Below are 22407 nucleotides of genomic sequence, written 5' to 3'. Positions count from 1 at the left end.
CGTGCGCGCCGGCATCGTCATCTGCCTCTGTGTGGGTCTGTCCACGGTGGCGTCCGCGGAATGGAAGGTCGGGCTCACCGTCACGGGCGAGCCCTATGACGTGAAGGCCTGGCGTCCCGGAACAGTCGCCATCGCGCACTCCACGGGGGCGGAGCTGCACATCGACGAGGTGCCGGTGGCCCAGGTGCCTTTCTCTCCCGGGGTCGGCTCGTTGCTGTTGTCGTCGGGTTGCTTCGCGGGAGTGGGGCCGGACGGAACGGTCTTCGGCCAGGATGCGTGTCTGCCCGGTGGTCCGCTCTTCGCGGATGCCCCTGGGGAATATCGGATTCGCCGGCTGATGCAGACGGCGTCAGGCACCAGCTACGTGGTGATTGGGGGCGAACCCACGGGGCTCCAGGTGTTGAGCGCGACGCCTTCGGGCACGCCGATGTTTCCTTGGCGCCGAGTCGTCCGGGACTCGGCCTTTGAGCGGTCGACCGCGGTGATGGGGGTGACGGAGACGGCGGGGAACGTTCCTCACGCGCTCATCGTCATCATCGGTCCACCCAACATGTACTGGTTTCGCGACGACAAGATCGAGGCGCAGGTCAGCGTGCCCGCGTCGTTGACCACGCGACTCGCCCAGACGGTGGACCTCATCCCCACGAGCGGCCCCCATCCCATCGCGCTGATGGGCAACGCGGATGGGCTGTTTCGCGGGCAGCTCCAGCCCTCGCCGATGGGGACGCACCTCACGCCCTTCGTGAAGGTGCCGTTGGATGGCATGGGCGCGGTGGACATCAAGTCGGTGGATGTGAACACCGAGAAGGGCAGCGGCAAGGGCACGGGCTTCGGTCTCGCCGTCGGGTCTCGCAACGGGGGCGAGCCCGTGGTGCTGGGCGCCGTGCCCGCGGCGAGCGCGGCGGAGGCGGGGACGCAGTGGCGCGTGCATCCCGCGTTCGACAACGCCTCGCTGCCGGTGACGGACCCGTTCGACCAGGTGTCCTGCGTGGACTCCACCTTCTGCGTCATCACCCTGAAGAACCAGGGGCAGAACGTCTTCTATTACTTCAACGCCGCGGCGCCCCAGTTCGCGGCCATTCCGGACCCGGTCACCATCAACGAAGGGACCCTGCGGACCCTGGACATCTCCGCGTCGGACCCGGACTTCGACGCCGTACGCGTCTCGGTGGAGACGCCCCCTTCGCTGTTGAGCGTCGACGCGACGCCCCGCGTGGATGGGGTGACGCTCTCGCTCTCCGCGCCGGAGGTCTGCGAGCCGACGACGGCGCAGTTCTTCGTGAATGCGTCGGATGGACTGGCCGCTCACGACCAGCGCTCGACGGTGACGGTGCGCATCGAGAACACCGAAGGGCCCAAGCCTCCGGTCGTCTCTCCGCTCAACGCCATCACCTCCGCGGGGGGCGCGCCCATCGAGTTCACCGCGTCTCCGGGCACGGGGCCCTGCGCACCCGTGGACTACACCTGGAGCGACGAGCCGGGGCAGCCCCCGTTGCAGAAGGGGCCGCTCGGGCGCGCCACCTTCGAGCCTCCCGCCTTCGTCTGCTCGTCCACGGGCGCGCGCTACACCTATTCGGTGAAGGCGCTCGACAAGGGGCGACAGCTCTCGTTGCCCACGACGATGACGGTGGACGTGCGACCGTGGGGAAAGCCCTCGGCGCCGTTCGTGCCGGATGCCGTGCGGCGACTGCCCGCGGGCGGCAGCCTGGAGCTTCGTCCCGAGTCGCTTCACCCCTGTGATGGAACCCAAGGTCTGCCCGTCGTGGAGACGGTGTGGCGACTGGCGGATGGCACTCCGGGACTTCCCTCGGGGCTCACGGTGAAGAACGCCTCGGGCGGCGCCGTGGACCTGTCCTCCCCCGTGTCCTCGCCCTTGCTCCAGGTGTCCTCGACGGCCTGCACCGGGGGCGGCGTGACGTTGAGCGTCCGCAACCGGATGGCGGCCAGCGGTGGCGGCATCCTGGAAGGGCCCGAGTCCCTGGTGCGAGTGGAGGTCGACTTCGTGCCGGAGGATGTGTCCTCCGCGAAGCTCGACATGCTGCTGCACACCGAGGGCGAGAAGGACGTGCAGGCGCGGCTCGGCACGTCGTTGCGTTGCCCGGGGGCGCACTCGCTCAAGGCGCGCATGTTCCTGGAGTCCTCGGACGGCACGCTCCTCGCCTCTGACGTCGTCTCCGTGCCCGGCGCGTGGGCCTTCGAGTTTCCGGCGGTGTGCTCGGACACGCCGTTCACGGTGCGCGGGGAGTTGTTCGCGGAGGGCTCTCCGCCCATCGAAGCGGGACGCGCCCGACAGACGCTGACGGCGGCGGCGCGCCCGGTGGCCTTGGGAGAGCTGGACGGCGAGGCGCTGGTGGCTCGTTGTGGCGCGGGTGCGTCGGCCACGCTCACCCAGGTGATTCCGCCCGAGGCCTGCACCGACGTGAAGGTCTCCTGGGAACAGGAGGGGGGACCCGCGCTCGCACACGTCGAGCTCGCGGGCCGGCAGGTGACGCTGGAGACACGCGAGACGGGCCTGCAGGAGCTGGTGGGTGAGTCCGTGGCGGTGCGAGTCACCGCGGATGGAGGCGGTGGCAACCGCGCGGTCCGACGGCACTCGGTGCCCATCATCGCGGAGCCCTTCGTCGACGTGGCGCACTCCTCGGAGGCCGTGTCGGGTCAGGAGACGGGCCTGGTGGGCGTGGTGGTGGAGCTGAGCAACACCACGGCCTGCGCGGTGACGGGGCTTCGCTTCGTGGAGTCGCTCGAGGGCCTGGACCTGGTGCCCGGCAGCGTGAAGCTCGCGGGGCAGTCGATGGTGGCGCAGCCCCTCGAGGGGGGCTTCCAGGTGGAGGGCTTGTCGCTGCCCGCACATGGCGGGAGCACGCTGACGTACGTGGCGCGGCCTCGCCTGTTGTCGTCGCCGCGCTTCAGCGGTGAGGTGTTCCTCAACGGCGTGCCCGTGGCGGGGCCCGCGCGTGGCGAGACGCCGTCGTCCTGTGGTTGTTCACAGGGCAGCTCGGGCGCGGCCTTGATGGGATTGCTGGCGGTGGCTCGGTTGCTGCGCCGCCGTCGCGGTGGCGGCGCGCGGGCCTGAGTCAGAGTCCGAACGAGATGCGGTGGCGGCGGCTGGGAGTCTCCGGCCGCTCCTCCAGCACGCCCAGCAATTCGAGTCCGCGCAGCGTGGCCAGGGCCTGCCGCTCCGACACATCGGTGAGCGCGAGCAGGTCCTCCACTGTCTTGCTGCCGTCCGCATAGGCCAGGAGCAAGGCCTGCGGGCCCTGCAGCTTCAGCTCGTGCAGTCCGTACGGCGGGTCCGCGGTGGGGAACAAGCGACGTCCGTGGCCCATGTGCTGGCGCAGGGCCACCAGCGTCTCCGTCTTCTCGATGCCCTCGAGAATCAGGTTGCCGGGGAAGACGGACAGCTTCACCAGGTCCGTGCGCCGAGGCCGCATGGCACTGAAGCCGTAGGCTCCGTCCGTCCACGTGAAGGTGGACCAGAGCAGCTCGCGGACCTGCTCCTCGAGGAGCTGCTTTCGCCGCTCGGCGTCCAGCACGCCCCGGCGAATCATCGCCTCGCCCGTGCGCAGCCCTTCGCTCTTGGCGAACGCGGCGATGTCCGCGAGCCGCTCTTCCGTGAGGACGCCCCGGCGCACGCAGAAGCGCCCGAAGCGCTCGTTGGCGAGGTTGGAGGCCGCGTACACGATGTGACCGGACTCGAAGTAGACGACCTTGAGGATGGAGCCCTGCTGGAGCTTGAGCTCTCCGTGGTGTCGCGACTCGTAGTAGGCGTTGAGCAGCCTCGCCACGGAGGTGTCGCGCAGGTTGCCCGCGAGAGACCACTCGGGGAGCGCGCGCTTGCCCTTGGCGGGAGCGGGGGACGGGGTGGGCTCGGCGCCGGACCACACCTTCTCGCGATGGGCGAAGGGCAGGGGAAGCGCGGCCTCTTCGTGCTCGAGACCCGGCAGTGGCGCGGAGTCGGGGATGGCCTGCATGGGGGCCGCCGTGTCCGAGGAGTCCTCGGGGTCCGGCATCAGCTCTTCCAGGACGATGAGGTCCACGTCGTCGAGCAGCGCATCGGGCGCGTCGTCGTCCTCGACCGGGGGAGCGGCTCGGGGGGCGGGGGCCACACCGCCGGCCTGCTCGAGCGCCTCCAGGACCTGAATCAGCTCGAAGGGCTTCTCGTAGAAGGCGCGGGCGCCGTGGACCTGCACGGCTTCCTGGGCGAAGCGGTCGCCCTTGTAGACGCCGCTCACCGCGATGGCGGGGATGCCGTGGGCTCGCAGGGCGCCGAGCACCTCGCTGCCTCGGATGTCGGGCAGCAGCAGGTCCACCAGCGCCGCGTCCCACTTCGAACCGGGACTGAGCGCCTCCAGGGCGGCCTCGCCCGTGTAGACGGCGCGTGCGTCGTGACCTCGGCTTTGCGCCGTGGAGACGATGAGAGAGGCCAGCTCGTGGTTGTCCTCGACGATGAGCAGTCGCGCCATGGGCGGGCGGACCATAGCATTGCGCCCATGAACGTTCAGGGCTTCCACCATGTGGCAATCCAGGCGCGCGACGTCGAGCGGGTGACAGCCTTCTACAGGGACTTGCTGGGCTTTCCCGAGCTCACCCGGCACTCGAGGCCGGATGGCTCGCTGCGGAGCATCTGGGTGGGCGTGCCGGGGGGTGGTTTCCTGGCCATCGAGGCGGCGGGGGGCGAGCCGGACCAGGGGCCGTTCCGGCACGAGCGACCCGGCTTGTTGATGCTGGCCTTCCGGATTGCCAGGTCGGAGCGAGACACCGTGGTGTCCGAATTTGCCCGGCAGGGTGTTCCGCTGGAGCACGAGACGCGGTGGACGGTGTACGTGAGAGATCCCGAGGGGAATCGGGTCGCGCTCAGTCACCATCCGGAGGATTAGGGGTGGGGGGTGTGCGCTTGCGGAGTGGGAGGGGCGCGGCTACAAGCCGGGCATGCGCCTGGGCGAACAGCTCCTGAAGGATGGCCTCGTCACCGCCGCTGCGCTCGAAGAAGCGCTCGAGGCGCAGGTGGTGCACGGCGGCCGGCTCGGGACGAACCTGGTGGAGCTGGGGCTCGTGTCCGAGGCGGACCTGGCTCGGACGCTGGGCACGTTGCTCAACTGCGCATTCGCTTCGGGAGAGATGGTTCCGGATGCGAAGGCGCTGGAGCTGGTGCCGACGAACCAGGCGGATGACAAGGAGCTGCTGCCGATGCGGGTGGATGCGACGCGGTTGAGCGTCGCGGTGGTGAACCCGCATGACTTCACGACGCTGGACGCGATTGCGTTCAAGACGGGCAAGCGCGTGGTGCCGGTGGTCATCCCCGAGTTCCGGATGAACCAACTGCTGCGCCGCTACGCGAAGGCGTTTCGTCCGCTGCGGGCCATCGACATGAACGCGGTGCGGCCGCGTCCGAAGCCGGGCTCGCAAGAAGAAGCGGAGCTGGTGAAGTCGCGGGAGAAGGCTCCCGACTTGATGAGCGAGGAGGAGTTCCAGTCGCTCTACGCGCAGGCCCTGAGTGGCGGCGCGGACGATGAAGTCGAGCTGGAGGAGGAGATCATCACGGGGGTCGAGGTCTCGGACGCTCACCCCGTGGTGCAGGGGCAGTTCGCTCCGGGGCGTGCGCAGCCGACCGCCGGAGCGGGCAGGGCCGCTCCCGTGCCTGGACATGCGGGAGCGTCGGTTGTGTCCCCGCCTGGCGCGCAGGCGAGGCCCCTGGCGCCCGCGGTTCACATGCCCCCTGCTTCTTCGCAGCCGCAGGCCGCACACGCACGCGGTGGGCAGCCACCGCCCGTGGCTCATGCGCCGCCTCCGACCGCTCAAGCGCAGCAAGGGGCGCCGGCACAGCGTTCGGCCGAGCAGGCGGCGGCGAGGGCCCCGCAGGTTCATCCCGGTGCGCAGGCCGCACAGGTTCCGTCGGGCGCAGGGCCCTCGGCACAGGGAGTTCCGCCCGGTGCGCAGGCCGCGCGGCCCCCGCCGGGAGCAGGGCCCATGGTGCCGGGCGCTCATGCCGGTGCGCAGCCCGCCGCGCATGTGCCGCCGGGAGCAGGGCCCATGGCGCCGGGCGCTCATGCCGGTGCGCATGTGCCGCCGGGAGCAGGGCCCATGGCGCCGGGCGCTCATGCCGGTGCGCAGCCCTCACATCCCGCCGCACAGGTTCCACCTCCAGCCGGAGGTGCGCGGCCGCTCGCGGGCCCGTCCGCTTCAGGTCTCGGTGGTCGCCCATCCGCACCGCCTCCCGTGCCCGATGTGGCGAGCCCTCCGCCCGAGGCGCCTCTTTCTCCGCTGTCCTTCGCGGAGGCTCAGGCGGAGCTGGCCCGCAGCTTGGACCGCGAGGACGTGGCTCGCACGGTGCTTCGCTTCGCCGCGGGCAAGTGGCGCCGCAACCTGCTCCTGTCCGTCCAGGGCAGTCTGGTGACGGGCTGGCACGGCATGGGCTCGGGTGTTCGCGAGTCCTCCGTGCGGCGCATTGGTGTGGCGCTTCGAGAGCAGAGCACGTTCCGGCTCGTTCGAGACACACGCTCGCACTACATCGGCCCCGTCCGCAGGGATGGCGCGATGGCCGTGTTCTACAAGCTGCTGGGGGGCGGCTTCCCGACGACGGCCGTCATCCTGCCGTTGCTCGTCCGAGGCAAGGTCGTTCACCTGCTCTACGTCGACAACGGGGCGGACCAGCTCACGCCTCCCGACGTGGGGGAGCTGCTCATCCTCTCGCAGAGCGTGGGCCGCTCGTACGAGGCGATGATGAAGCGCCGCAAGGGAACGTAGGTCTCCTTCGAGGCGCTCGGTAGAAGAGGGACGAGGTCACGTCGTGGGACCGGGTGTGGCCCATCGCGAAGGTGGGCGTGGGTTCACGGGAGCGAGCCTTGGAAGACGACGGCAACCAGTGGACGGGAGCGGAGGAGGCTCGGCTGCGAGAGCTCCTGGCCGCGATGGAGGCCGCCAACCAGGGCGACTTCTCCCGTCGCGTGCCTGTCCTTGGAACCCATCCGCTGATGGACCGACTGGCGGAGACGTTCAACGCGGGCGCCGCGCGGCTCACCTCGCTCACGCAATCCGTCTCCCGCGTCGCGCATGAGGTGGGCGTGGAGGGGCGGCTCGGGGGGCAGGTCGACGTACCGGAGACCTCGGGCGCGTGGAGGGAGCTGGCGGATGGCGTGAATGTCCTCGCCAGCAGCCTCACGGCGCAGGTCCGGGACCTCATCCGGGTGAGCGGCGCGGTGGCGCGAGGAGACCTGTCGCAGTCGTTGACGGTGGAGGTCCGCGGCGAATCGCTGGTGCTGAAGAACATCGTCAACACGATGGTGGAGCGGTTGACGGCGTTCGCGCGGGAGGTGAACCGCGTGGCTCGACAGGTGGGCGTCGAGGGCTCGCCGGAGGACGTGAGCACACCCGATGGTCTCTTGGGCGTGTGGAAGGACTTCAACGACAACGTGGGCTTCACGGAGAAGCTGGCGCTCGCGTCGCGGCACAAGAGTGCGTTCCTGGCGAACATCAGCCACGAGCTGCGCACGCCGCTCAACAGCCTGCTCATCTTGGCGAAGCTCCTGTCGGAGGACTCGGCCCATCGGCTGGGGCCGAAGGAGGCGGAGTACGCGAGGACGATTCACGCCTCGGGCGTCGACCTGCTCAGCCTCATCAATGACCTGCTCGACCTGTCCAAGGTGGAGGCGGGACAGCTCCGAGTCGAGCCCGCAGAGGTGTCGCTCACGGAGGTGAAGTCGCTCCTCGAGCGTGACTTCCAGCATGTCGCGGAGCAGAAGGGACTGGGGTTCTCGGTCACCCTCGTGGGGGCGTTGCCGACGAAGGTGCGCACCGACTCGATGCGGCTGCGTCAGGTGCTCAAGAACCTGCTCGCGAACGCGTTCAAGTTCACGCACCAGGGACGGGTGGAGCTGCGCATCTCCCAGGTGAATCCCGGCCTGTTCCACTTCGAGAGCGAGATGCTCAACCGGGCCGACGGTGTGCTGGCGTTCAGCGTGGTGGACACCGGTATCGGCATCGCGCAGGACAGCCTTCAGCGCATCTTCGAGGCCTTCCAGCAGGCGGAGCTGAGCACGAGCCGGCAGTACGGGGGCACGGGCCTGGGCCTGTCCATCAGCCGCGAGCTGGCGCGCTTGCTGGGCGGAGAGCTCCACGTCGCCAGCGAGCTGGGGCGCGGCAGCACCTTCACGCTCTACTTGCCGGACATCTACGTGGAGACCGCGGCCCCGGGCGCACGAACCGCCAAGGGCGCACCCGTCGAGCTGGAAGCCGCGGACATCCCCGTGCTCGGCCGTACCGAGTCACCGGCGCTCGTGTCGAACGGGACCGCCGCGATGGCGACAGTCCCTCTCGCGATGGACGCCGCCTCGGGAGCGGGGCCCGGGGCTCTGGTTCCCACGAGCGAGCGAGGGCTGAGGGGGCGCGTGCTCGTCGTGGATGACAACATCCGGGAGGCCTTCTCGCTCATCAGCGTCCTGGAGTCGCGAGGGCTGGAGAGCCTCCACGCGGAGGCGGCGAGCGAGGCCCTGCGGATGCTCTGGGACTTCCCGGAGATGGATGGGCTCTTGTGGCTCACCTCGGTGGCGGAGGCCGACTACGAGATCATCCGGTCGCTCCGGAAGGATGCGCGGTTCGGCGCGCTGCCCATCGTGGTCGTCATGTCGCAGTCGCAAGACGAGGCGAGAGCCAGGTGCCTCGACGCGGGGGCCAGCGACTGCGTGTCGAGGCCCGTGGACATCGACCAGGTCATCGCGCTGCTGCGCCGGGACCCCCGCTCCGGCACGAGGGGCGAAGCAGCGCGATGACGGACGGGGGAGCGACGTCCCCCGTGGTGGGCACTACTCCTCCGGAGGTGCCTCGAAGTCGACGTCGAACGAGATGCGCTGTCCGCCTTCGATCTTGAAGGTCTTCTGCCACCGCGCACCGTTGGCGATGACGAGGAGCTGGTGGGTTCCCTCGTAGACGTCCTGCTCTTCGACCGGGGCCGCGCCGACGAGCCGCCCGTCGAGCGTCACGATGGCGTCCTTCGGCGCGCGCACGTTGACGAAGGCCTTGTTGAGGTAGAGCTGCTGCGCGTTGCGCCCGCCCGCGGTGATGGTGAAGGTCCGGGCAATCTGGATGCCCAGCACGGAGTTGGTGAGCGTGAAGACATGGCGCCCCGCAGGCAGTGCCACGCTCAACGGAGTCCGGCCGAGGAACCCACCGGGGTACGACACGTCCACGCGAGGGTCGACGGTGAGGTCCAGATAGCCGGTGGCAATCACCTCGGCGCCCGCGTCCGAGCCGGCATCCGAGACCGCGCCCGCATCAAAGGCGTTGGCGGACGCCACCGAGGCAGGCCCCGCGTCCTCCAGCTCCGCTTCGATGCGCGGAGGCAATCGCTGGACGATGACCGCCGCCCCGGCGAGCGCGAGCACCGCGCCGACGCCCACACCCACGACCCATGCACGCGAGGACTTCCGAGGTGCCCCCGCCGCTGGAGACGCGGGCACCGACGGTGCGCCGCTGACGGGAGTCGTGGAGACGTTCGCCAGCGGTGTCTGGGCCACGCCAGGAGCACCAGCCGAAGCAATCGCCACGGGCGAGGCCGAGGCCCCCGCACCAGGAGCCGGCGCCGGAGCGTTCGCACCCGGATCCGGTGCCGTGGTGGCCGCCGTGGCGCTGGCGACAGGCATCGGCGCCGAGGAGCTCGCGCCCGGTGCCGTGGTGCCCGTGCCATTCGCACCAGGTGTCGACGAGACCGAGGCCGAGGTGCTCACCTCCGCGCCAGGTGTCGTCGGCGCAGCGGGAGCAGCCGAACCCGGAGCCGCGGACACGGACTCGGTGCTTGTCCCCTGGACGGCCGCCGCAGGAGCGGCCGGTTCAACGACCGGAGCCGCCTGGGGCGCGGCTGCCGAGGCCTCATTCACCTCGGTGACCTGGACACCACTGGTGCCACCCGAGATGGCCGCGAGGATGGAGAGCTGCCCCTGCAGCGCGGGCCACACCTTGGGAATCGCGGACGGGGGCAGGACGCCCGAGACGAGGAACTCCGCCACGGCGGGAGGCGGGACGCCGACCTTCTGCAACACGTCCGCGATGCCTGCTTCAATCACGCGGCGGCGCGCGGCGCGGGCCTCGTTCTCGGGCGGGAAGAGCTTGGCCAGGTAGTCCGCCAGCAGCGTGTGCGCGGGCAGCGTGCCCACGGCCTCGACGATGGCCTCGCGGAAGGCGTGCGCGGAGGGGTACCGGTCATACGCGCGCTTCGCCGTCGCCTTGCGGACCACCGCGTCCAGCTTGAGCGGCACGTCCTGCGACATCGTCGGCAGCGTGCGCGTGAGCGTCGCCTTGTCGGGGTCCGCGTTGTCCTTGAAGGGCATCTTCCCGGACAGGCACTCGTGCAGCACCAACCCCAACAGGAACACGTCGGACTGGACGTTGACGGCCTCGCGTCCACCCAGCAGCTGCTCCGGAGCGCTGTACGCGCGCCGGTTCTTCACGCGCTTCCCGTCGCGCTCTCGAGGCGCCACGCTCAGCGCGCCGTAGCCCGTCACCTTCGTCAGGCCGCTGAAGGACACCATCAGCGTCTCGGGGCGCACGTCCCCGTGCACCAGCGGCGTGCCGTCGTCGTTGCCCGCCATGTGGGCGTAATGCAATCCGGTGGCGGCGTCGGCGGCCACCAGCGCGGCCAGCGGAGGCGGCAGCTTGGGGCTGGCCTCCAGCACGCGGCGCAGGGGCTCGCCATCGGCGAACTCGGTGACACGCGCGAGGCCCCCGTCCTGGGCCGCCAGGCTGTGCACGCGGAGGATGTTGGGATGCTCGAAGACGAGCGCGCGGTTCGTCTCGCGCGTCAGCTTCGCCGTCAGCTCCGGGCTCTGAACCACCTCTTGCGGTGCCCAGATGAGAACGACAGGTCGAGGGGGGAGTCCATCCTCCAGCGCGAGCCCCAGGAAGGCTCGTGAGCCCGCTCCGGAGAGCAGGGGACCCAGTGACAGGTAACGCACGGTGCTCATGGGCACGCATGCTAGTGCGAGAGGCGCCCCCTCTGAAATCCGAGGAACCCGTTGTCACCCCTCGAATACGTCGTGCTACAGGCTTTGGCCGGTGTCCTGCTCGAAGGGCAGGGTGACGTGGTAGCCGTAGCGGCCCCGTCTCACGAGTAACAGGACACTCCGGCCGCGCCGGGCCGTGAGCAGCGCTTCCTTGAAGGCCTCGGCCGTGCCCACCGGCTGGTTGTTCACTCGAAGAATGATATCGCCGGGATCCAACCCCGCCTCCGCCGCCACGGAGCCCGCCCGGATGCCCGACACGGCCAACCCCACCCGGGCGTCCTTCACTTTGAGTCCCAGCCGGTCCCAGGCGAGGGACTCCACCATTCGCACGGGGAACTCGGACGGGGTGAGCTGGAGGGTGCGCAGGTCGCCCTCCCGGAAGAGGGAGAGGGGGAAGGCGGAGCGGGCGGGGTAGCCACGCACGCGGGTGTCGAAGTCCTCGGCGTCCTGGATGCGGGAGCCCCCCAGCTCCGCGACGATGTCTCCGCGCCGCACGCCTGCCTGGGCGGCGGGGCTGCCCGCTTCCACGGCGGTCACGAGCGCGCCATAGGCCCGGTCCCAGCCCAGCTGCCGGGCCACGCGCGGCTTGAGGTCCACCGTGTCGATGCCCACCCAGGCCGGGCGCATCTTCCCGAAGCGGGTGAGCTCGTCGACGATGCGGCGCACCTTGTCCGCGGGGATGGCGAAGCCGATGCCCTGGGCACCGCCGCCGAAGATGGCGGTGTTGATGCCGATGATTTCGCCATCCACGTTGAGCAGCGGCCCCCCGGAGTTGCCCGGGTTGATGGCCGCGTCTGTCTGGACGAAGTCGTTGTACACGCGATTGTCCGCGCGGAAGGTGCGCCCGGTGGCGGACACCACGCCCGCCGTCACCGTCTTGCTCAGGCCGAACGGGCTGCCGATGGCCACCACCGTCTCGCCAATCATCAGGTCGGAGCTGGTGCCCAGCTTGGCGATGGGCAGCGCCTCCTTCGCGGCCACCTTGAGGACGGCCACGTCATTGCCCGCGTCGCTGCCGATGACCTCCGCCTCGTACGAGCGACCATCCGCGAGCACGACGTGAATGGCGGACGCGCCCCGGATGACGTGGTCATTGGTGACGATGATGCCGGTCGGGTCGATGATGACGCCGCTGCCCAGGCCCTCGATTTTCTGCCGCTCGGACCCGTTGCCCATGCCACCGAAGAACTCTTCCAGCGGGGAGCGGCGGCGGAAGCGCGACTCCACCTCCTGTTCGGTGCCGATGTAGACGACGGCCGGGGAGACCTTCTGGACGACCTCCACGACGGCGTCGCGCCGCCGAGCCAGGTCCGCGTGGGCTCCGCTGGACACCAGCATCGCCACCACCACCAGCCCCCACCTCATGACTCCTGCCTTCATGTCTGCCCTCCGTGCACCCTCGGCGGATTGTTGACGGAATGACAGCCCGACTGTCGGGAAGCGGGCGTCATTCCCATGATTCGCTGGAGGCGCTGCGTTGCCTTTCATAGATCACTCTTCACGTCCGTGAACGATTGCATCACCGGGAGGTGGCGGGTCCCTGAAGTTTGGCGGCATCCCAGGGGCAGGCCGAAGTCCTGGCGGCGTGGCTTGGGGGCCGCGTCGGAGCGGAGGAGCGGAAGCATGAGTCTTGTCCTGGTCGCGGATGATGAGCCCGCGGTGCTGGAAGTCCTCAGCCATGTGGTGGAGGACCTGGGCCACGAAGTGGTGAAGGCGCGGGATGGGGAGGAGGCCTTGGCCATGGCTCGGGCGTGTCGGCCCCACCTCGTGGTGACGGACCACATGATGCCTCGGCTGAGCGGGGTGGAGCTGTGCCGCCGCCTCAAGCGCGACGCGGAGCTCAAGGGCGTGCCCGTCATCCTCTTGAGCGCCGTGCTGCCCCAGGGGGCGCCAGAGGCGGATGCCTTCCTGCACAAGCCCTTTGAAATCACGGACTTCGAGGCGCTGATCCACAAGTCCCTGGTCGACGCGCCCAAGACGGCCCAGGGGGCCGGGCACCTCCCGGGGACACCGTGGGGGCAGTGGGCGGCGAGAGCGCTCCAGGGGCCGCTGGAGGAAGCGCGGCGACAGCTGCGGCGGTTGGAGGCGGGAGCCCCGGTGGACCGCTCGGTGTTGGAGGCGCTTCGGGCGCAGCTCGAGTCCCTTGACGGGGTGGCCTCGGAGCTGGCGCGCCCGCAGGGTGGGGCGCTGCCCGTGGAGCCCCCGGTGGTTCGGGGGGCTCCGTTCGGATTGCGGCTGACGAAGGGAAGCGTGAGCTGAGGCTCAGGCCTTCTGGGACTTCAGCATCCAGCCAATCATCTTGTAGAGCAGGCGGGCACCCACGTTGCCGTCCCACTCCCCACCCTCGGGGTCCGGGGCGACTTCCGTCAGGTCGAAGCCGACGATGGTGCGGCCGGAGCGGGCCACGCCGGACAGCAGGGCGATGGCCTCGGGGAAGGACAGGCCGCCGGGGACGGGCGTGCCGGTGTGGGGGCAGAGGACGGGGTCCAGGCCGTCGATGTCGAACGACAGGTAGACGTGCTGGGGCAGCAGGGCGACGATTTCATCGACCTGGCGGTTCCAGGGGATGCCGTCGAAGCGGTTGTTCTGGAGGGTGGCGTCGAAGAAGCCGTGAACGCGGCCCTTCGAGTCCTCGATGTAGCGGTGCTCTTCCTGGCTCATGTCGCGCAGGCCGACCTGGACCAGCGTCTTCACGCCGGGGATGCGCTCGGCGACGTTGTACATGATGGAGGCGTGGGACCAGGTGAAGCCCTCGTAGGCGACGCGCAGGTCGGCGTGGGCATCCAGGTGCAGCACGCCGAGGCCGGGGTACTTCTCGGCGTGGGCGCGGATGATGCCGAAGGAGATGGAGTGGTCTCCTCCGACGGCGGCCACGCGCTTGCCCTGCTCCAGCCAGTGCTTGGCGGTGCGGTAGACGTAGTCGTTCATCTGGTCGCAGAGGACGTTGACGTCCTTGGCGGCCGCGAGGAGCTCCGCCTCGCCGGAGTGGATGCCGCCCGCGTCGATGACGACCTGGGCGCGCTCCTTGGCGCGGGTGTTCCAGTCGCGAAGCTCCTGGGACTCGGGGAGCATGGCGATGCCGCGCTCGTAGGGGCGGCCGGTCTCGACGTCGAAGAGGTCCACCTGGCGGCTGGCGTCGAGGACCGCGGCGGGGCCGTCGGACGTGCCGCCGCCGTAGCTGGTGGTGGCCTCGAAGGGGACGGGGATGAGGACGACGTGCGCCTCGTCGGGAGAGTGGGGGAGTCCGAAGACGCCGGAACCCGGCTGTGCGGCGGCGCTGGGGTCGAAGTGGGTGGCCATGGCGGCGGAGGATACGGAGGTGGGCGGACGGTGCAACTGTCTGTTGCTAAGGGACCACGCAGTGCCCTGTGAGCTGTCCGGTGGGGATGTGGCAGCGGCCCGGAATGGCAAGGAACGGCGCGCAGTCCTCATTCTCGGTGCAGCCCATGCCGATGGGACAGTCGAGGCCGTGGCCACCGTCCATGCTCTCCACCTGGAAGTCCTCGTTGGCGACGGACTCGAGGATGAGTTGATTGCCGGCGGCGCCACGTGCCTCGGCCTGAATCACGATGGTCCCCCCATTGGGAGGGTCTTGGGTCGCGAAGACGGGCAGTCGTCCTGGCACGTTCTGCGCGGACACGTCACGAATCCGGGTCAGGAGTCGCGCGGCGATTTCAGGAGTGCCTCCGTCCAGCCCCTGGAGGCTGACCCGGGTCGTGGTGGGTTGCGAGACATTGTTCGTGTCGAACTCAAACCAGACGCGAGTCATGCCCGCACCGACGGAGACGAGCTCTCCATCCTCGATGGAGTTCGCCACCGTGATGGAGCCTCTTGCCCTGTCGAAGGGCTGGTCCTGAGTGCAGTCGTGGTTGCAGGAACCACATCCGCTGGTGTTCCCGTCATCGCAGGCTTCAGGGGGCGTCCTGTGGGTGTTGACGATGCCGTCTCCACAGACCGCGCGGATGCAGGTCACGAGGCAATTGTCGGTGTTGTCATTATTGCCGTCGTCGCATTCCTCTCCATAGTCGACGATGCGGTTTCCACATTCGTCCGTCGAGCGGCAGTCCGAGCTGCAGCCATCCCTGCCTCGGGTGTTTCCGTCGTCACAGACCTCGCCGACAGACTCGTCGATGATTCTGTTTCCGCATCGCTCGTCGGAACGACAGTCCGCACTACAGCCGTCATTGCTCTGGGTATTGCCGTCATCACAGACCTCACCTCGGGCTCGATCAAGGACTTTGTCTCCGCACTTCTCGAGCGTTCGACAGTCGGAGCTGCATCCGTCGCCTTCGCGCCTGTTCCCATCATCACAGACTTCGCCCATGATGGTGTCCTTGATGCCATTGCCGCAGATTTCGGTGGACCCACAGTTCGCGCTACAGCCATCCCCATCGTCTCTATCGCCATCGTCGCAGACTTCCTGCCGAGCCTCATCGCGTACTCCGTTTCCACACGTCTCGTCCGAGCGACAATTCGCGCTGCATCCGTCCCCGTTCTCGTGGCTTCCGTCATCACAGACTTCGCCCGCGCTGGTGTCCAGGATGCCATTGCCGCAGGTTTCGGTGGACTTGCAGTTGGCGCTGCATCCGTCCCCATCTTCCTCGTTGCCGTCGTCACAGCGCTCGCCCTTGCGCTTGTCGAGGACGCCATTGCCGCAGACCTCGAAGCGGCAGTTCGTGCTGCAGTCATCACCGTTCGTCAGGTTTCCGTCGTCGCATTCCTCGCCGAGCGAGGGCTCGGGAATGCCGTTTCCACAGCGCTCCGTCGAGCGGCAGTCCGCACTGCATCCATCTCCAGCGACCTTGTTTCCGTCGTCACAGACCTCGTCTTTCGCGGTGTCTGTGATTCCGTTGCCACACACCTCGGCTGAGCGACAGTTCTTGCTGCACCCGTCGCCATCGATGGTGTTCCCGTCGTCGCAGACCTCGTTGAGCCGGGGCTGAAGCATCCCGTCGCCGCACGACTCCAGGGCGCAAGCAATGGTGCAGCCATCGTCATTGACGTCGTTGCCGTCGTCACACTCCTCCGAGGGCTCGGCAATGCCGTTTCCACAGGTCGAGAGGAGGCACTTGTCGCCGCTGGGCGAGCACTTCTGTCCGCCGGGACACACGAGTCCGGACGCACAAGTGGTGCTCTCGGAGCCCATGCAGGCGCTCAGGAGAGGGAGGACCGCAAGGACGCAGAGCAGGAACAGGGGACTTGGACTCGAAGGGGATCGATACATGCCGCGTCTCCTAGAAGCGAACCATGCCCACGATTCCGTGGGATGAGGTGCCGACCGCGGGCGCGACGACCACGGCGGGAGCACTGTCTTCGATATTGATGCGATAGGCCCGCTGGCGATTGAGATAGAGGAGGACGGCCCCCGTCACCACCGCCGCTCCACCCACGGAGTATCCGGTGATGGCGCCGACCTGGAGTGTGTTGCCCCTCCTCCGCAACGAGGTCATTTCACCCGTCAGCCGTGCCCCATGGGGGCGGAGTCGTGCGTCGAAGTCGCGGAAGGATTCACGGGCCTTCCAATGCAAGGCACCGCTGCCGCCCGCGACCGCCAGGCCCGAGCCCAGCACCGTCCACGGAACCCAGGCCGGCCACCTTCGATGATATCGGATGACATCGTCTTCCGTGTACAGCTCCAGCTTGAGCTCGGTCTTCTCGCCCGGCATCAGCGGCTGTCGCTTCTCCGTGGGCAGGAATCCGTCCTTGAACGCGATGATGCTGTGAAGCCCGGGCCGGATGAGTCCTTGGTACCTGCCGGGCGCCGTGAACAGGGGCTGCCCGTTCAGCGTCACGATGGCTCCCTGCTCGTCACACCGGACATCCACCCAGGCCAGCTGCTTCTCGAGGAGCGCCTTGTACGCGCGCGCATGCTCATACCGGCCGCTGTCGAGCGGCTCGGCTCCGTGGCTCATCGCCTGCTGCAAGTGTTTGTAGACCTCGATGGGCTGGTCGAGGTTCATCAGCGTCAGCGCCAGGTTGTAGTGGATCGCCGGGTGGTTCCACTGCTCGAGCGCGCGCTTGTAGCTCCGGGCCGCGTCCACGAAGACCGACTCACGCAGCCGCTCGTTGCCTTCGTAGAAGTAGGCCTGCGCCTTCTGTTGCCGCGCCCGAGGCACGCCCACGGCCCAGGGCCGATTGCCGCCCACCTCCAGCGGCGCATCCACGCGCTGCGCTGACGCCACGCAGGCCCACAGCGCGACCACCACCGCGGTCAGCACGGGCACCCGCGAACCCTGTCTCTGAATGGTGCTCATGTGCGCCTCACTTCAGGTTCTCGATGAAGGGGCTGCCCAGGGCGGACTGGAGCCGCAGCGCGCGTTCCTGCTCACGCTGGAGCAACTTCTCCGCCTGCGCCCGAGCCTGCCGAGCCACCTGCGCACTCTGCTCGGCGCGCACCGTGGCCTGGGTGGCGTGGAACCGCGCCCATCGGGCTCGCTTCAGCGCGTCGATGAGCTCGTTGTTCCTGAGCATCAGCGTCGAGTTGGCGGCCTCGACCGCGGCACTCGCTTCCTCCGCGCGGAGCTGCGCCTCCTGCCGGTCCACCTCTTTCGCGCGCACCTCGGCGAGCCGCTCCTCGGCCTCCGCCGCCGAACGACGCGCCAGGAACTCCGCGTTGCGCGCGGTGGCCTCGGCCCGCAGGGCGATGACCGCCTGGTGTTCGGCCTCTTGCTTCGCCTCGCGGATGAACACCAGCGCCACGGCGGCCGCCGTGAAGAGCAGCGTCAGCATCACCACCGCGCCCAGGATGAACGTCTTCTTGAGCCGCGCCAGCCGCGTCGCCTGCGCGGACACCGCGTCGAGGAACGCCTTCTGCGTCGCGGGAAGCTCACCTCGGAAGCGTCGCTGGAATCGGCGAGCCTCATCCGCCATCTCCCCGCGCCACAGCAGCCCGCTGTCGCGAGCCTTGCCCTGCCACTGGCGAGCCGCACTCCGCAGTTGCTCCAGGAACGCCGCGTCCTCCTGCCCCTCGTCGAGCCACCGCTTGAGCGTGGGCCAGCCCGAGATGAGGGACTCGTGAACCAGCTCCACCGAAGAGCCCGCGGTGCCCTGTCCCGTCTGGATGACCAGCAGCCGCGCCTGGACGAGGCTGTCGATGATGCGCTGGAGCTCGTCCCCATCCCGAGTCAGCTCCCGCAGCTCCTCCAGGGACACGATGGCGCGCGTGCGCTCCGGGGTGACGAGCCGGAGGAACGCGGCCCGAGCCAGCGCCCGCTCCTGCGGAGACATCCCCGCCAGCACACTGTCCGCGTGCGTCGCGAGCGCACCGGCGATACCCCCCAACTGCTGATAGGCGCTCTCCGTCAGCATCCGCCGCGACGGGTCCCGAGCCTCCCACAGCCGCATCGCCGCGAACTGGAGCAGCGGCAGCGCCCCCGGAGTCGTCTCCAGGTGTTGAATCATCTGGTCGACCATGGCGGGAGACTCGAAGCGATAGCCCGCCATCTCCGCGGGCTGCACCAGCGCATCGCGAAGCCCTTCCTTCTGCGGCGTCGTCAGGAAGAAGAGCCCCGGCGCGAGCTCCGACATGAAGCGCTCATCCTCCTGCACGCGGTCCAGGAAGTCGGAGCGCACCGAGAGCACGACGCGAATCGGAGACGTGGCGTCGTCCGCGATGCCGGAGAGGCACGCGGTGAAGGCCCGCCGCTCCCGGACATCCGGCACCAGCGTGTAGAGCTCCTCGAACTGGTCGATGAACAGCACGATGCGCCGGCGCTCGCGACGCGCCCGGGCCCGCAGGACGGCGCCGACGTAGCCGGGCTGCTTGCGCAGGTGCTCGGAGATCTGCTGCTGCTTGCGCAGGTCCTCCTCGAGCGTCGGCGAAGAGGTGACCAGCGGCGCCACCATGGTGGCGAGCGCCCCGAGCGGGTCTCTCCCCGGGCGGATGATGAGCGACTCCCAGGGCACCCCGGAGCGCTTGAGCACGGGTACCACGCCCGCGCGAACGAACGAGGACTTGCCCGCGCCCGACGGGCCCACGACCGCCACCAGCGGTTGATCCTGCAGCCGGTTGACCAGCGCGGCCGTCTCACGCGCACGCCCGAAGAACCGGGCCGAGTCGGACTCCTGGAACGAGCCGAGCCCCGCGTAGGGACTCTCATCCAGCCCCGCATCGGGCATGTAGCGGCCCGGCAGGAAGGGCTCCAGCGCGCGCAGCACGGCGACCGCGTCGGGGAAGCGCTGGTCCTTGTGCTTGAGCAAGCACCGGTCGACGGCCGACGCGAGCTCCACGGGGACATCCGGCACCACGGAGCGAATCAGCGGCATCGGCTCGTCGAGCGCCGCGGTGACCATCAGCTGGGGACCCCGCAGGGGTTCCAGCGGGTGGCGGCCCGTGAGCATCCGGAACAGGATGATGCCCACCGCCCAGATGTCCGTGCGGTGGTCCACGGGGATGCCGTTGCCCCACTGCTCCGGGGACATGTACGCGAGCGTGCCCATCAGCGCGCCCTGGCGCGTGAGGTGGGTGGCGTCCCCTTGCGCCCCCGTGGACGGCAGGAGGCGCAGCCCCTCCAGCAGCGAGCGCGGGGACAGCTCTCCGCGCTGTTCGTCGCTCTGGAGGACCTTGGCGATGCCGAAGTCCAGCACCTTGATGGTGCCCGAGTCCGTCACGATGATGTTCTCGGGCTTGAGGTCCCGGTGGACGATCTTGTGCGCGTGCGCGCAGGAGAGGGCGCGGAGGACCGGGCTCATCAGCTCCACGGCGCGCGGCGGCGGAAGCCGAGGGCTGGCCTTCAGGACCTTGTTGAGCGGCTGGCCCTGCAGGTACTCCAGCACCATGTAGGGACTGCCCTGAACCTCACCCACCTCGTGGATGATGACGATGTTCTCGTGGTTGCAGCGCGCGGTGGTGCGGGCCTCGAGCAGGAAGCGCTGGGCGAACTGCGCGTCCTCCGTGAGCAGCACCTTGATGGCGACGCGGCGTCCCAGGCGCGTGTCTCGCGCGAGGAAGACGGTGCCCATGCCACCGCTGCCGAGCGGACGGATGAGCTCGTAATGCTGGATGCGTCCGCCGGGACCCAGGGTGGCTCCCAGGCCACCAGCGGGTGGCGCGTTGACGGACATCGGACTGCGGGCGGGCAACGAGGGCTCTGGCTTCATGATCGTTCTCGTCGAGGCGTGCGCCTCGGACAAACACGAGCAGCCCAGAGCCTCCGCGAAGGGGAAGGGCCGTGTTTCAGCGAGTCTGGATGGAGCTGGCCGACAGGGACGTGGCCGCAACTGCGTCACTGTTCGCGGAGACTGGCGCCAGCGGTGAAGGCTCTTGAGGGGAGGTCTGGTTATCCAGAGAGAGCCTTCGTTGCCAATCTTGAGCGGAACAGGCTGCTTGCCTATGTGAACGCAAGGGCATGTCTGTGTTGGACACAGAACGCTCGCATCCCGCGGCCTGTACTTCTACTCCCAGCGGACGACCAGCTTTCCCACCAGGTCATTGCGAGCCATCCGCTCCAATCCCTGACGCAGCTCGGCCTTGGGGAGGACGGCGTCGACGACGGGGCGCAGCGCGCCCGAGCGGAACAGGGGGAGCAGGTGGCGCTCGGCGCTCTGGGTGAGGGCCATCTTCTCTTCGAGGGGGCGGCTGCGCAGCACGGTGCCCGTCACGCTCAGGCGCCGCGTCAGCAGCAGTCCCAGGTTCACCTCGGTGCGTGCTCCGGCGACCAGGCCCACCAGGACCATCCGTCCACGGGACGTCAGTGCCAGCATCGACTCCGGCACATAGTCACCGCCCACCAGGTCCAGGCACAGGTCCGCGCCGCGTCCCCCGGTCGCCGCGCGCACCGCGTCCGCGAACCGGGGAGGAGCGGACTCACAAAGCACCGTGTGCGCCACGCCCCATTCGGAGGCGCGCGCGAGCTTGGCCGCATTGCGCCCCGTGCCCACCACCCGCGCCCCGGAGGCCTGGCACAGGAGCGCCGCCGCCGAGCCCACGCCGCTGGCCACCGCGTGCACCAGCACCGTCTCGCCGGGCTTCAGGCCGCCCTGGAGCACCAGCGCGTCGTACGCGGTGAGGTACACCTCCGGGAGCGCCGCCGCGTCGGTGAAGTCCATGCCCTCGGGGATGGGCAGCGCCTCGCGCTCGTGCGTGACGAGCACGTCCGACCAGGCCCCTCCGCCGACGAGCCCCATCACCCGGTCGCCGACCTTGAAGCGGTGCGTCCGGGGGCCGACGGCCACGACCTCGCCCGCGTACTCCAGGCCGGGGATGTCCGGGGGCGCGTCGAGTGGGGCGGGGTAGTGCCCGCGAATCTGCAGCAGGTCCGCGCGATTGAGGGCGGAGGCGCGCACGCGCACCTTCAGCTCACCAGGGCCGGCCATGGGCTCGGGGCGGTCGGCCTCCTCGAGGACCTCGGGACCGCCGGGCTCGGTGATTCGGATGACCTTCATGGCGGCGACCTCTCTCTTGGACGCGCGGGCACGAAACGTCCTGGCCCGCGAGAGCGTCAAGGCTTATCTAATGCGCAGCCCATCATGAGTGTCGCCCACTGCCCCATCTGCAAGAAGCCAGCGCCCGCGCGCTCGGAGAACTCCTCCTTCCCGTTCTGCTCCCGCCGCTGCCGCGCGGTGGACCTGGGGCGGTGGCTGGGAGAGGAGTATCGGATGCCTGACCGCCAGGCCGCCGAGACGGAGGATGAGCTGCCCGCTGGCAGCCACCCCGACCGCCAGCGCGAGGACGCGTGAGCGGCTTCATCGACCTGCACTGCCACCTGCTGCCCGCCGTGGATGATGGCGCGCGCACCCTCGAGGATGCGCTGGAGATGGCGCGTGCCCTGGTCGACCTGGGCTTCTCCACCATCGCGCCCAGTCCCCATGCCCGGCCGGAGTACGCCGCCGTGGAGGTGGTGGAGGCGCGGCTCGAGGAGCTCCGGGCAGCGCTGGCCCGGGAGCGAATCCCGCTGACCTTGGGGCGCAACGCGGAGAACGTGCTGGATGACACGTTCCTGCGAGGCCTGGGGACGCCCGCGGCGCGCATGCTGGGGGCGGGCCGGGTCGCGCTGGTGGAGCTGCCCTACACGGCGCCCGTGCCCGCGCTTCCGGACATCCTGTTCCGCATCCGCACGAAGGGCGTGGTGCCGCTCATCGCCCACCCGGAGCGCTGCGTGGAGTTCGAGCGCAAGGGCCGCGCCGCCGAGGCCGTCCGCACGGGCGCCCACCTGCAGCTCGACGTGGGGGCGCTCATCGGGCGCTATGGGCCCACGGCCAAGAAGCTGGCCCGGGCCTTCCTGGAGGAGGGGCTCTACGCGGTGGCCGCCACGGACCTGCACGGCCCGGTGGGGGCCCGGGACTGGGTGCGCCGCTCCCTGGACGAGCTCAGGGGGAGGGTGGGGGAGGAGACGTACGTCCGCCTCCTTCGGGACAATCCTTCCCGCCTGCTGAGCGGCGAGTCGCTGGAGTCCGACCAGGACTGACGGTATACCCG

The 22407-nt window shown here is 69.4% G+C and carries 15 protein-coding genes and 1 pseudogene; 7 read left to right on the top strand and 9 right to left on the bottom strand.

The genetic code is table 11. The annotated features are described in order from the left end of the window. The first annotated feature begins 1 nt into the window (after window position 1). On the top strand, window positions 2-3073 hold the full coding sequence (locus MYSTI_RS24415; RefSeq protein ID WP_015350469.1) for a hypothetical protein: 3072 nt from the start codon (window positions 2-4) through the stop codon (window positions 3071-3073). A 1-nt stretch (window position 3074) separates the two neighbouring features. Here the strand turns inward: MYSTI_RS24415 and MYSTI_RS24410 are convergent, their stop codons facing one another. After that, entirely contained in the window at window positions 3075-4478 is a 1404-nt protein-coding gene (locus MYSTI_RS24410; protein WP_044281318.1) for a DUF4388 domain-containing protein, read from the bottom strand. Window positions 4479-4490: 12 nt separating this feature from the next. Here MYSTI_RS24410 and MYSTI_RS24405 point away from each other — a divergent pair, with 12 nt between their 5' ends. From MYSTI_RS24405 to MYSTI_RS24395, 3 genes are all read left to right on the top strand, one after another. After that, window positions 4491-4877, top strand: coding sequence for a VOC family protein (locus tag MYSTI_RS24405; protein WP_015350467.1), 387 nt, complete (start codon window positions 4491-4493; stop codon window positions 4875-4877). Window positions 4878-4929: 52 nt separating this feature from the next. Further along, window positions 4930-6744 (top strand): GspE/PulE/PilB domain-containing protein, encoded by a 1815-nt coding sequence (locus MYSTI_RS24400; protein ID WP_015350466.1) that lies wholly within the window; start codon window positions 4930-4932, stop codon window positions 6742-6744. A 98-nt stretch (window positions 6745-6842) separates the two neighbouring features. Further along, window positions 6843-8765: an ATP-binding protein gene (locus MYSTI_RS24395; protein WP_015350465.1), complete on the top strand. Its 1923-nt coding sequence runs from the start codon at window positions 6843-6845 to the stop codon at window positions 8763-8765. 33 nt (window positions 8766-8798) lie between these two features. Here MYSTI_RS24395 and MYSTI_RS24390 read toward each other — a convergent pair whose 3' ends face one another. Both MYSTI_RS24390 and MYSTI_RS24385 read right to left on the bottom strand, forming a co-directional pair. After that, window positions 8799-10952 (bottom strand): protein kinase domain-containing protein, encoded by a 2154-nt coding sequence (locus tag MYSTI_RS24390; RefSeq protein ID WP_015350464.1) that lies wholly within the window; start codon window positions 10950-10952, stop codon window positions 8799-8801. Window positions 10953-11027: 75 nt separating this feature from the next. Further along, window positions 11028-12371 (bottom strand): trypsin-like peptidase domain-containing protein, encoded by a 1344-nt coding sequence (locus MYSTI_RS24385; protein ID WP_015350463.1) that lies wholly within the window; start codon window positions 12369-12371, stop codon window positions 11028-11030. Window positions 12372-12614: 243 nt separating this feature from the next. Here MYSTI_RS24385 and MYSTI_RS45365 point away from each other — a divergent pair, with 243 nt between their 5' ends. Further along, window positions 12615-13250: a response regulator gene (locus MYSTI_RS45365; RefSeq protein ID WP_015350462.1), complete on the top strand. Its 636-nt coding sequence runs from the start codon at window positions 12615-12617 to the stop codon at window positions 13248-13250. Between the two features lie 3 nt (window positions 13251-13253). On the opposite strand, the gene MYSTI_RS24375 is transcribed toward MYSTI_RS45365, so the two are convergent. The 6 genes and pseudogenes from MYSTI_RS24375 to MYSTI_RS24355 all read right to left on the bottom strand — a co-directional run bounded on the left by MYSTI_RS24375 (window position 13254) and on the right by MYSTI_RS24355 (window position 21374). Beyond that, on the bottom strand, window positions 13254-14291 hold the full coding sequence (locus tag MYSTI_RS24375) for an agmatinase family protein (RefSeq protein ID WP_015350461.1): 1038 nt from the start codon (window positions 14289-14291) through the stop codon (window positions 13254-13256). Between the two features lie 46 nt (window positions 14292-14337). After that, window positions 14338-14808 (bottom strand): hypothetical protein, encoded by a 471-nt coding sequence (locus MYSTI_RS44805; RefSeq protein ID WP_233278420.1) that lies wholly within the window; start codon window positions 14806-14808, stop codon window positions 14338-14340. A 72-nt stretch (window positions 14809-14880) separates the two neighbouring features. Further along, window positions 14881-16137, bottom strand: a pseudogene (locus MYSTI_RS45745) (DUF4215 domain-containing protein); the annotation flags it as partial. A gap of 88 nt (window positions 16138-16225) precedes the next feature. Next, a complete protein-coding gene (locus tag MYSTI_RS24365; RefSeq protein WP_015350459.1) occupies window positions 16226-17245 on the bottom strand; it encodes a peptidase associated/transthyretin-like domain-containing protein in 1020 nt (339 codons plus the stop codon). Window positions 17246-17252: 7 nt separating this feature from the next. Beyond that, complete coding sequence (locus MYSTI_RS24360) at window positions 17253-20090, bottom strand: serine/threonine-protein kinase (protein WP_015350458.1); 2838 nt, start codon at window positions 20088-20090, stop codon at window positions 17253-17255. Between the two features lie 294 nt (window positions 20091-20384). Continuing rightward, window positions 20385-21374, bottom strand: a complete 990-nt coding sequence (locus MYSTI_RS24355; RefSeq protein WP_015350457.1) for an NAD(P)H-quinone oxidoreductase — start codon at window positions 21372-21374, stop codon at window positions 20385-20387. 84 nt (window positions 21375-21458) lie between these two features. Between MYSTI_RS24355 and MYSTI_RS24350 the strand changes: the two genes are divergently transcribed. Further along, window positions 21459-21668 carry a DNA gyrase inhibitor YacG gene (locus MYSTI_RS24350; protein ID WP_015350456.1) on the top strand — a complete coding sequence of 70 codons (210 nt, stop codon included), beginning with the start codon at window positions 21459-21461 and terminating at the stop codon, window positions 21666-21668. Continuing rightward, on the top strand, window positions 21665-22396 hold the full coding sequence (locus MYSTI_RS24345; RefSeq protein ID WP_015350455.1) for a tyrosine-protein phosphatase: 732 nt from the start codon (window positions 21665-21667) through the stop codon (window positions 22394-22396). Before MYSTI_RS24350 ends, MYSTI_RS24345 begins: the two co-directional genes overlap by 4 nt. Window positions 22397-22407 lie beyond the last annotated feature (11 nt).

This window comes from Myxococcus stipitatus DSM 14675 (assembly GCF_000331735.1).
Taxonomy (GTDB): Bacteria; Myxococcota; Myxococcia; order Myxococcales; family Myxococcaceae; genus Myxococcus; species Myxococcus stipitatus.
The sequence above is the reverse complement of the archived record's forward strand: the minus strand, read 5'-3'. Positions and strand labels throughout refer to the sequence as shown.

Bases quoted from the DNA above. Each gene is read 5' to 3' on its own strand.
- MYSTI_RS24410 (WP_044281318.1), bottom strand. From the start codon at position 4,478: ATGGTCCGCCCGCCCATGGCGCGACTGCTCATCGTCGAGGACAACCAC.
- MYSTI_RS24405 (WP_015350467.1), top strand. From the start codon at position 4,491: ATGAACGTTCAGGGCTTCCACCATGTGGCAATCCAGGCGCGCGACGTC.
- MYSTI_RS24400 (WP_015350466.1), top strand. From the start codon at position 4,930: ATGCGCCTGGGCGAACAGCTCCTGAAGGATGGCCTCGTCACCGCCGCT.
- MYSTI_RS24390 (WP_015350464.1), bottom strand. From the start codon at position 10,952: ATGAGCACCGTGCGTTACCTGTCACTGGGTCCCCTGCTCTCCGGAGCG.
- MYSTI_RS24385 (WP_015350463.1), bottom strand. From the start codon at position 12,371: ATGAAGGCAGGAGTCATGAGGTGGGGGCTGGTGGTGGTGGCGATGCTG.
- MYSTI_RS45365 (WP_015350462.1), top strand. From the start codon at position 12,615: ATGAGTCTTGTCCTGGTCGCGGATGATGAGCCCGCGGTGCTGGAAGTC.
- MYSTI_RS24375 (WP_015350461.1), bottom strand. From the start codon at position 14,291: ATGGCCACCCACTTCGACCCCAGCGCCGCCGCACAGCCGGGTTCCGGC.
- MYSTI_RS24365 (WP_015350459.1), bottom strand. From the start codon at position 17,245: ATGAGCACCATTCAGAGACAGGGTTCGCGGGTGCCCGTGCTGACCGCG.
- MYSTI_RS24360 (WP_015350458.1), bottom strand. From the start codon at position 20,090: ATGAAGCCAGAGCCCTCGTTGCCCGCCCGCAGTCCGATGTCCGTCAAC.
- MYSTI_RS24355 (WP_015350457.1), bottom strand. From the start codon at position 21,374: ATGAAGGTCATCCGAATCACCGAGCCCGGCGGTCCCGAGGTCCTCGAG.
- MYSTI_RS24350 (WP_015350456.1), top strand. From the start codon at position 21,459: ATGAGTGTCGCCCACTGCCCCATCTGCAAGAAGCCAGCGCCCGCGCGC.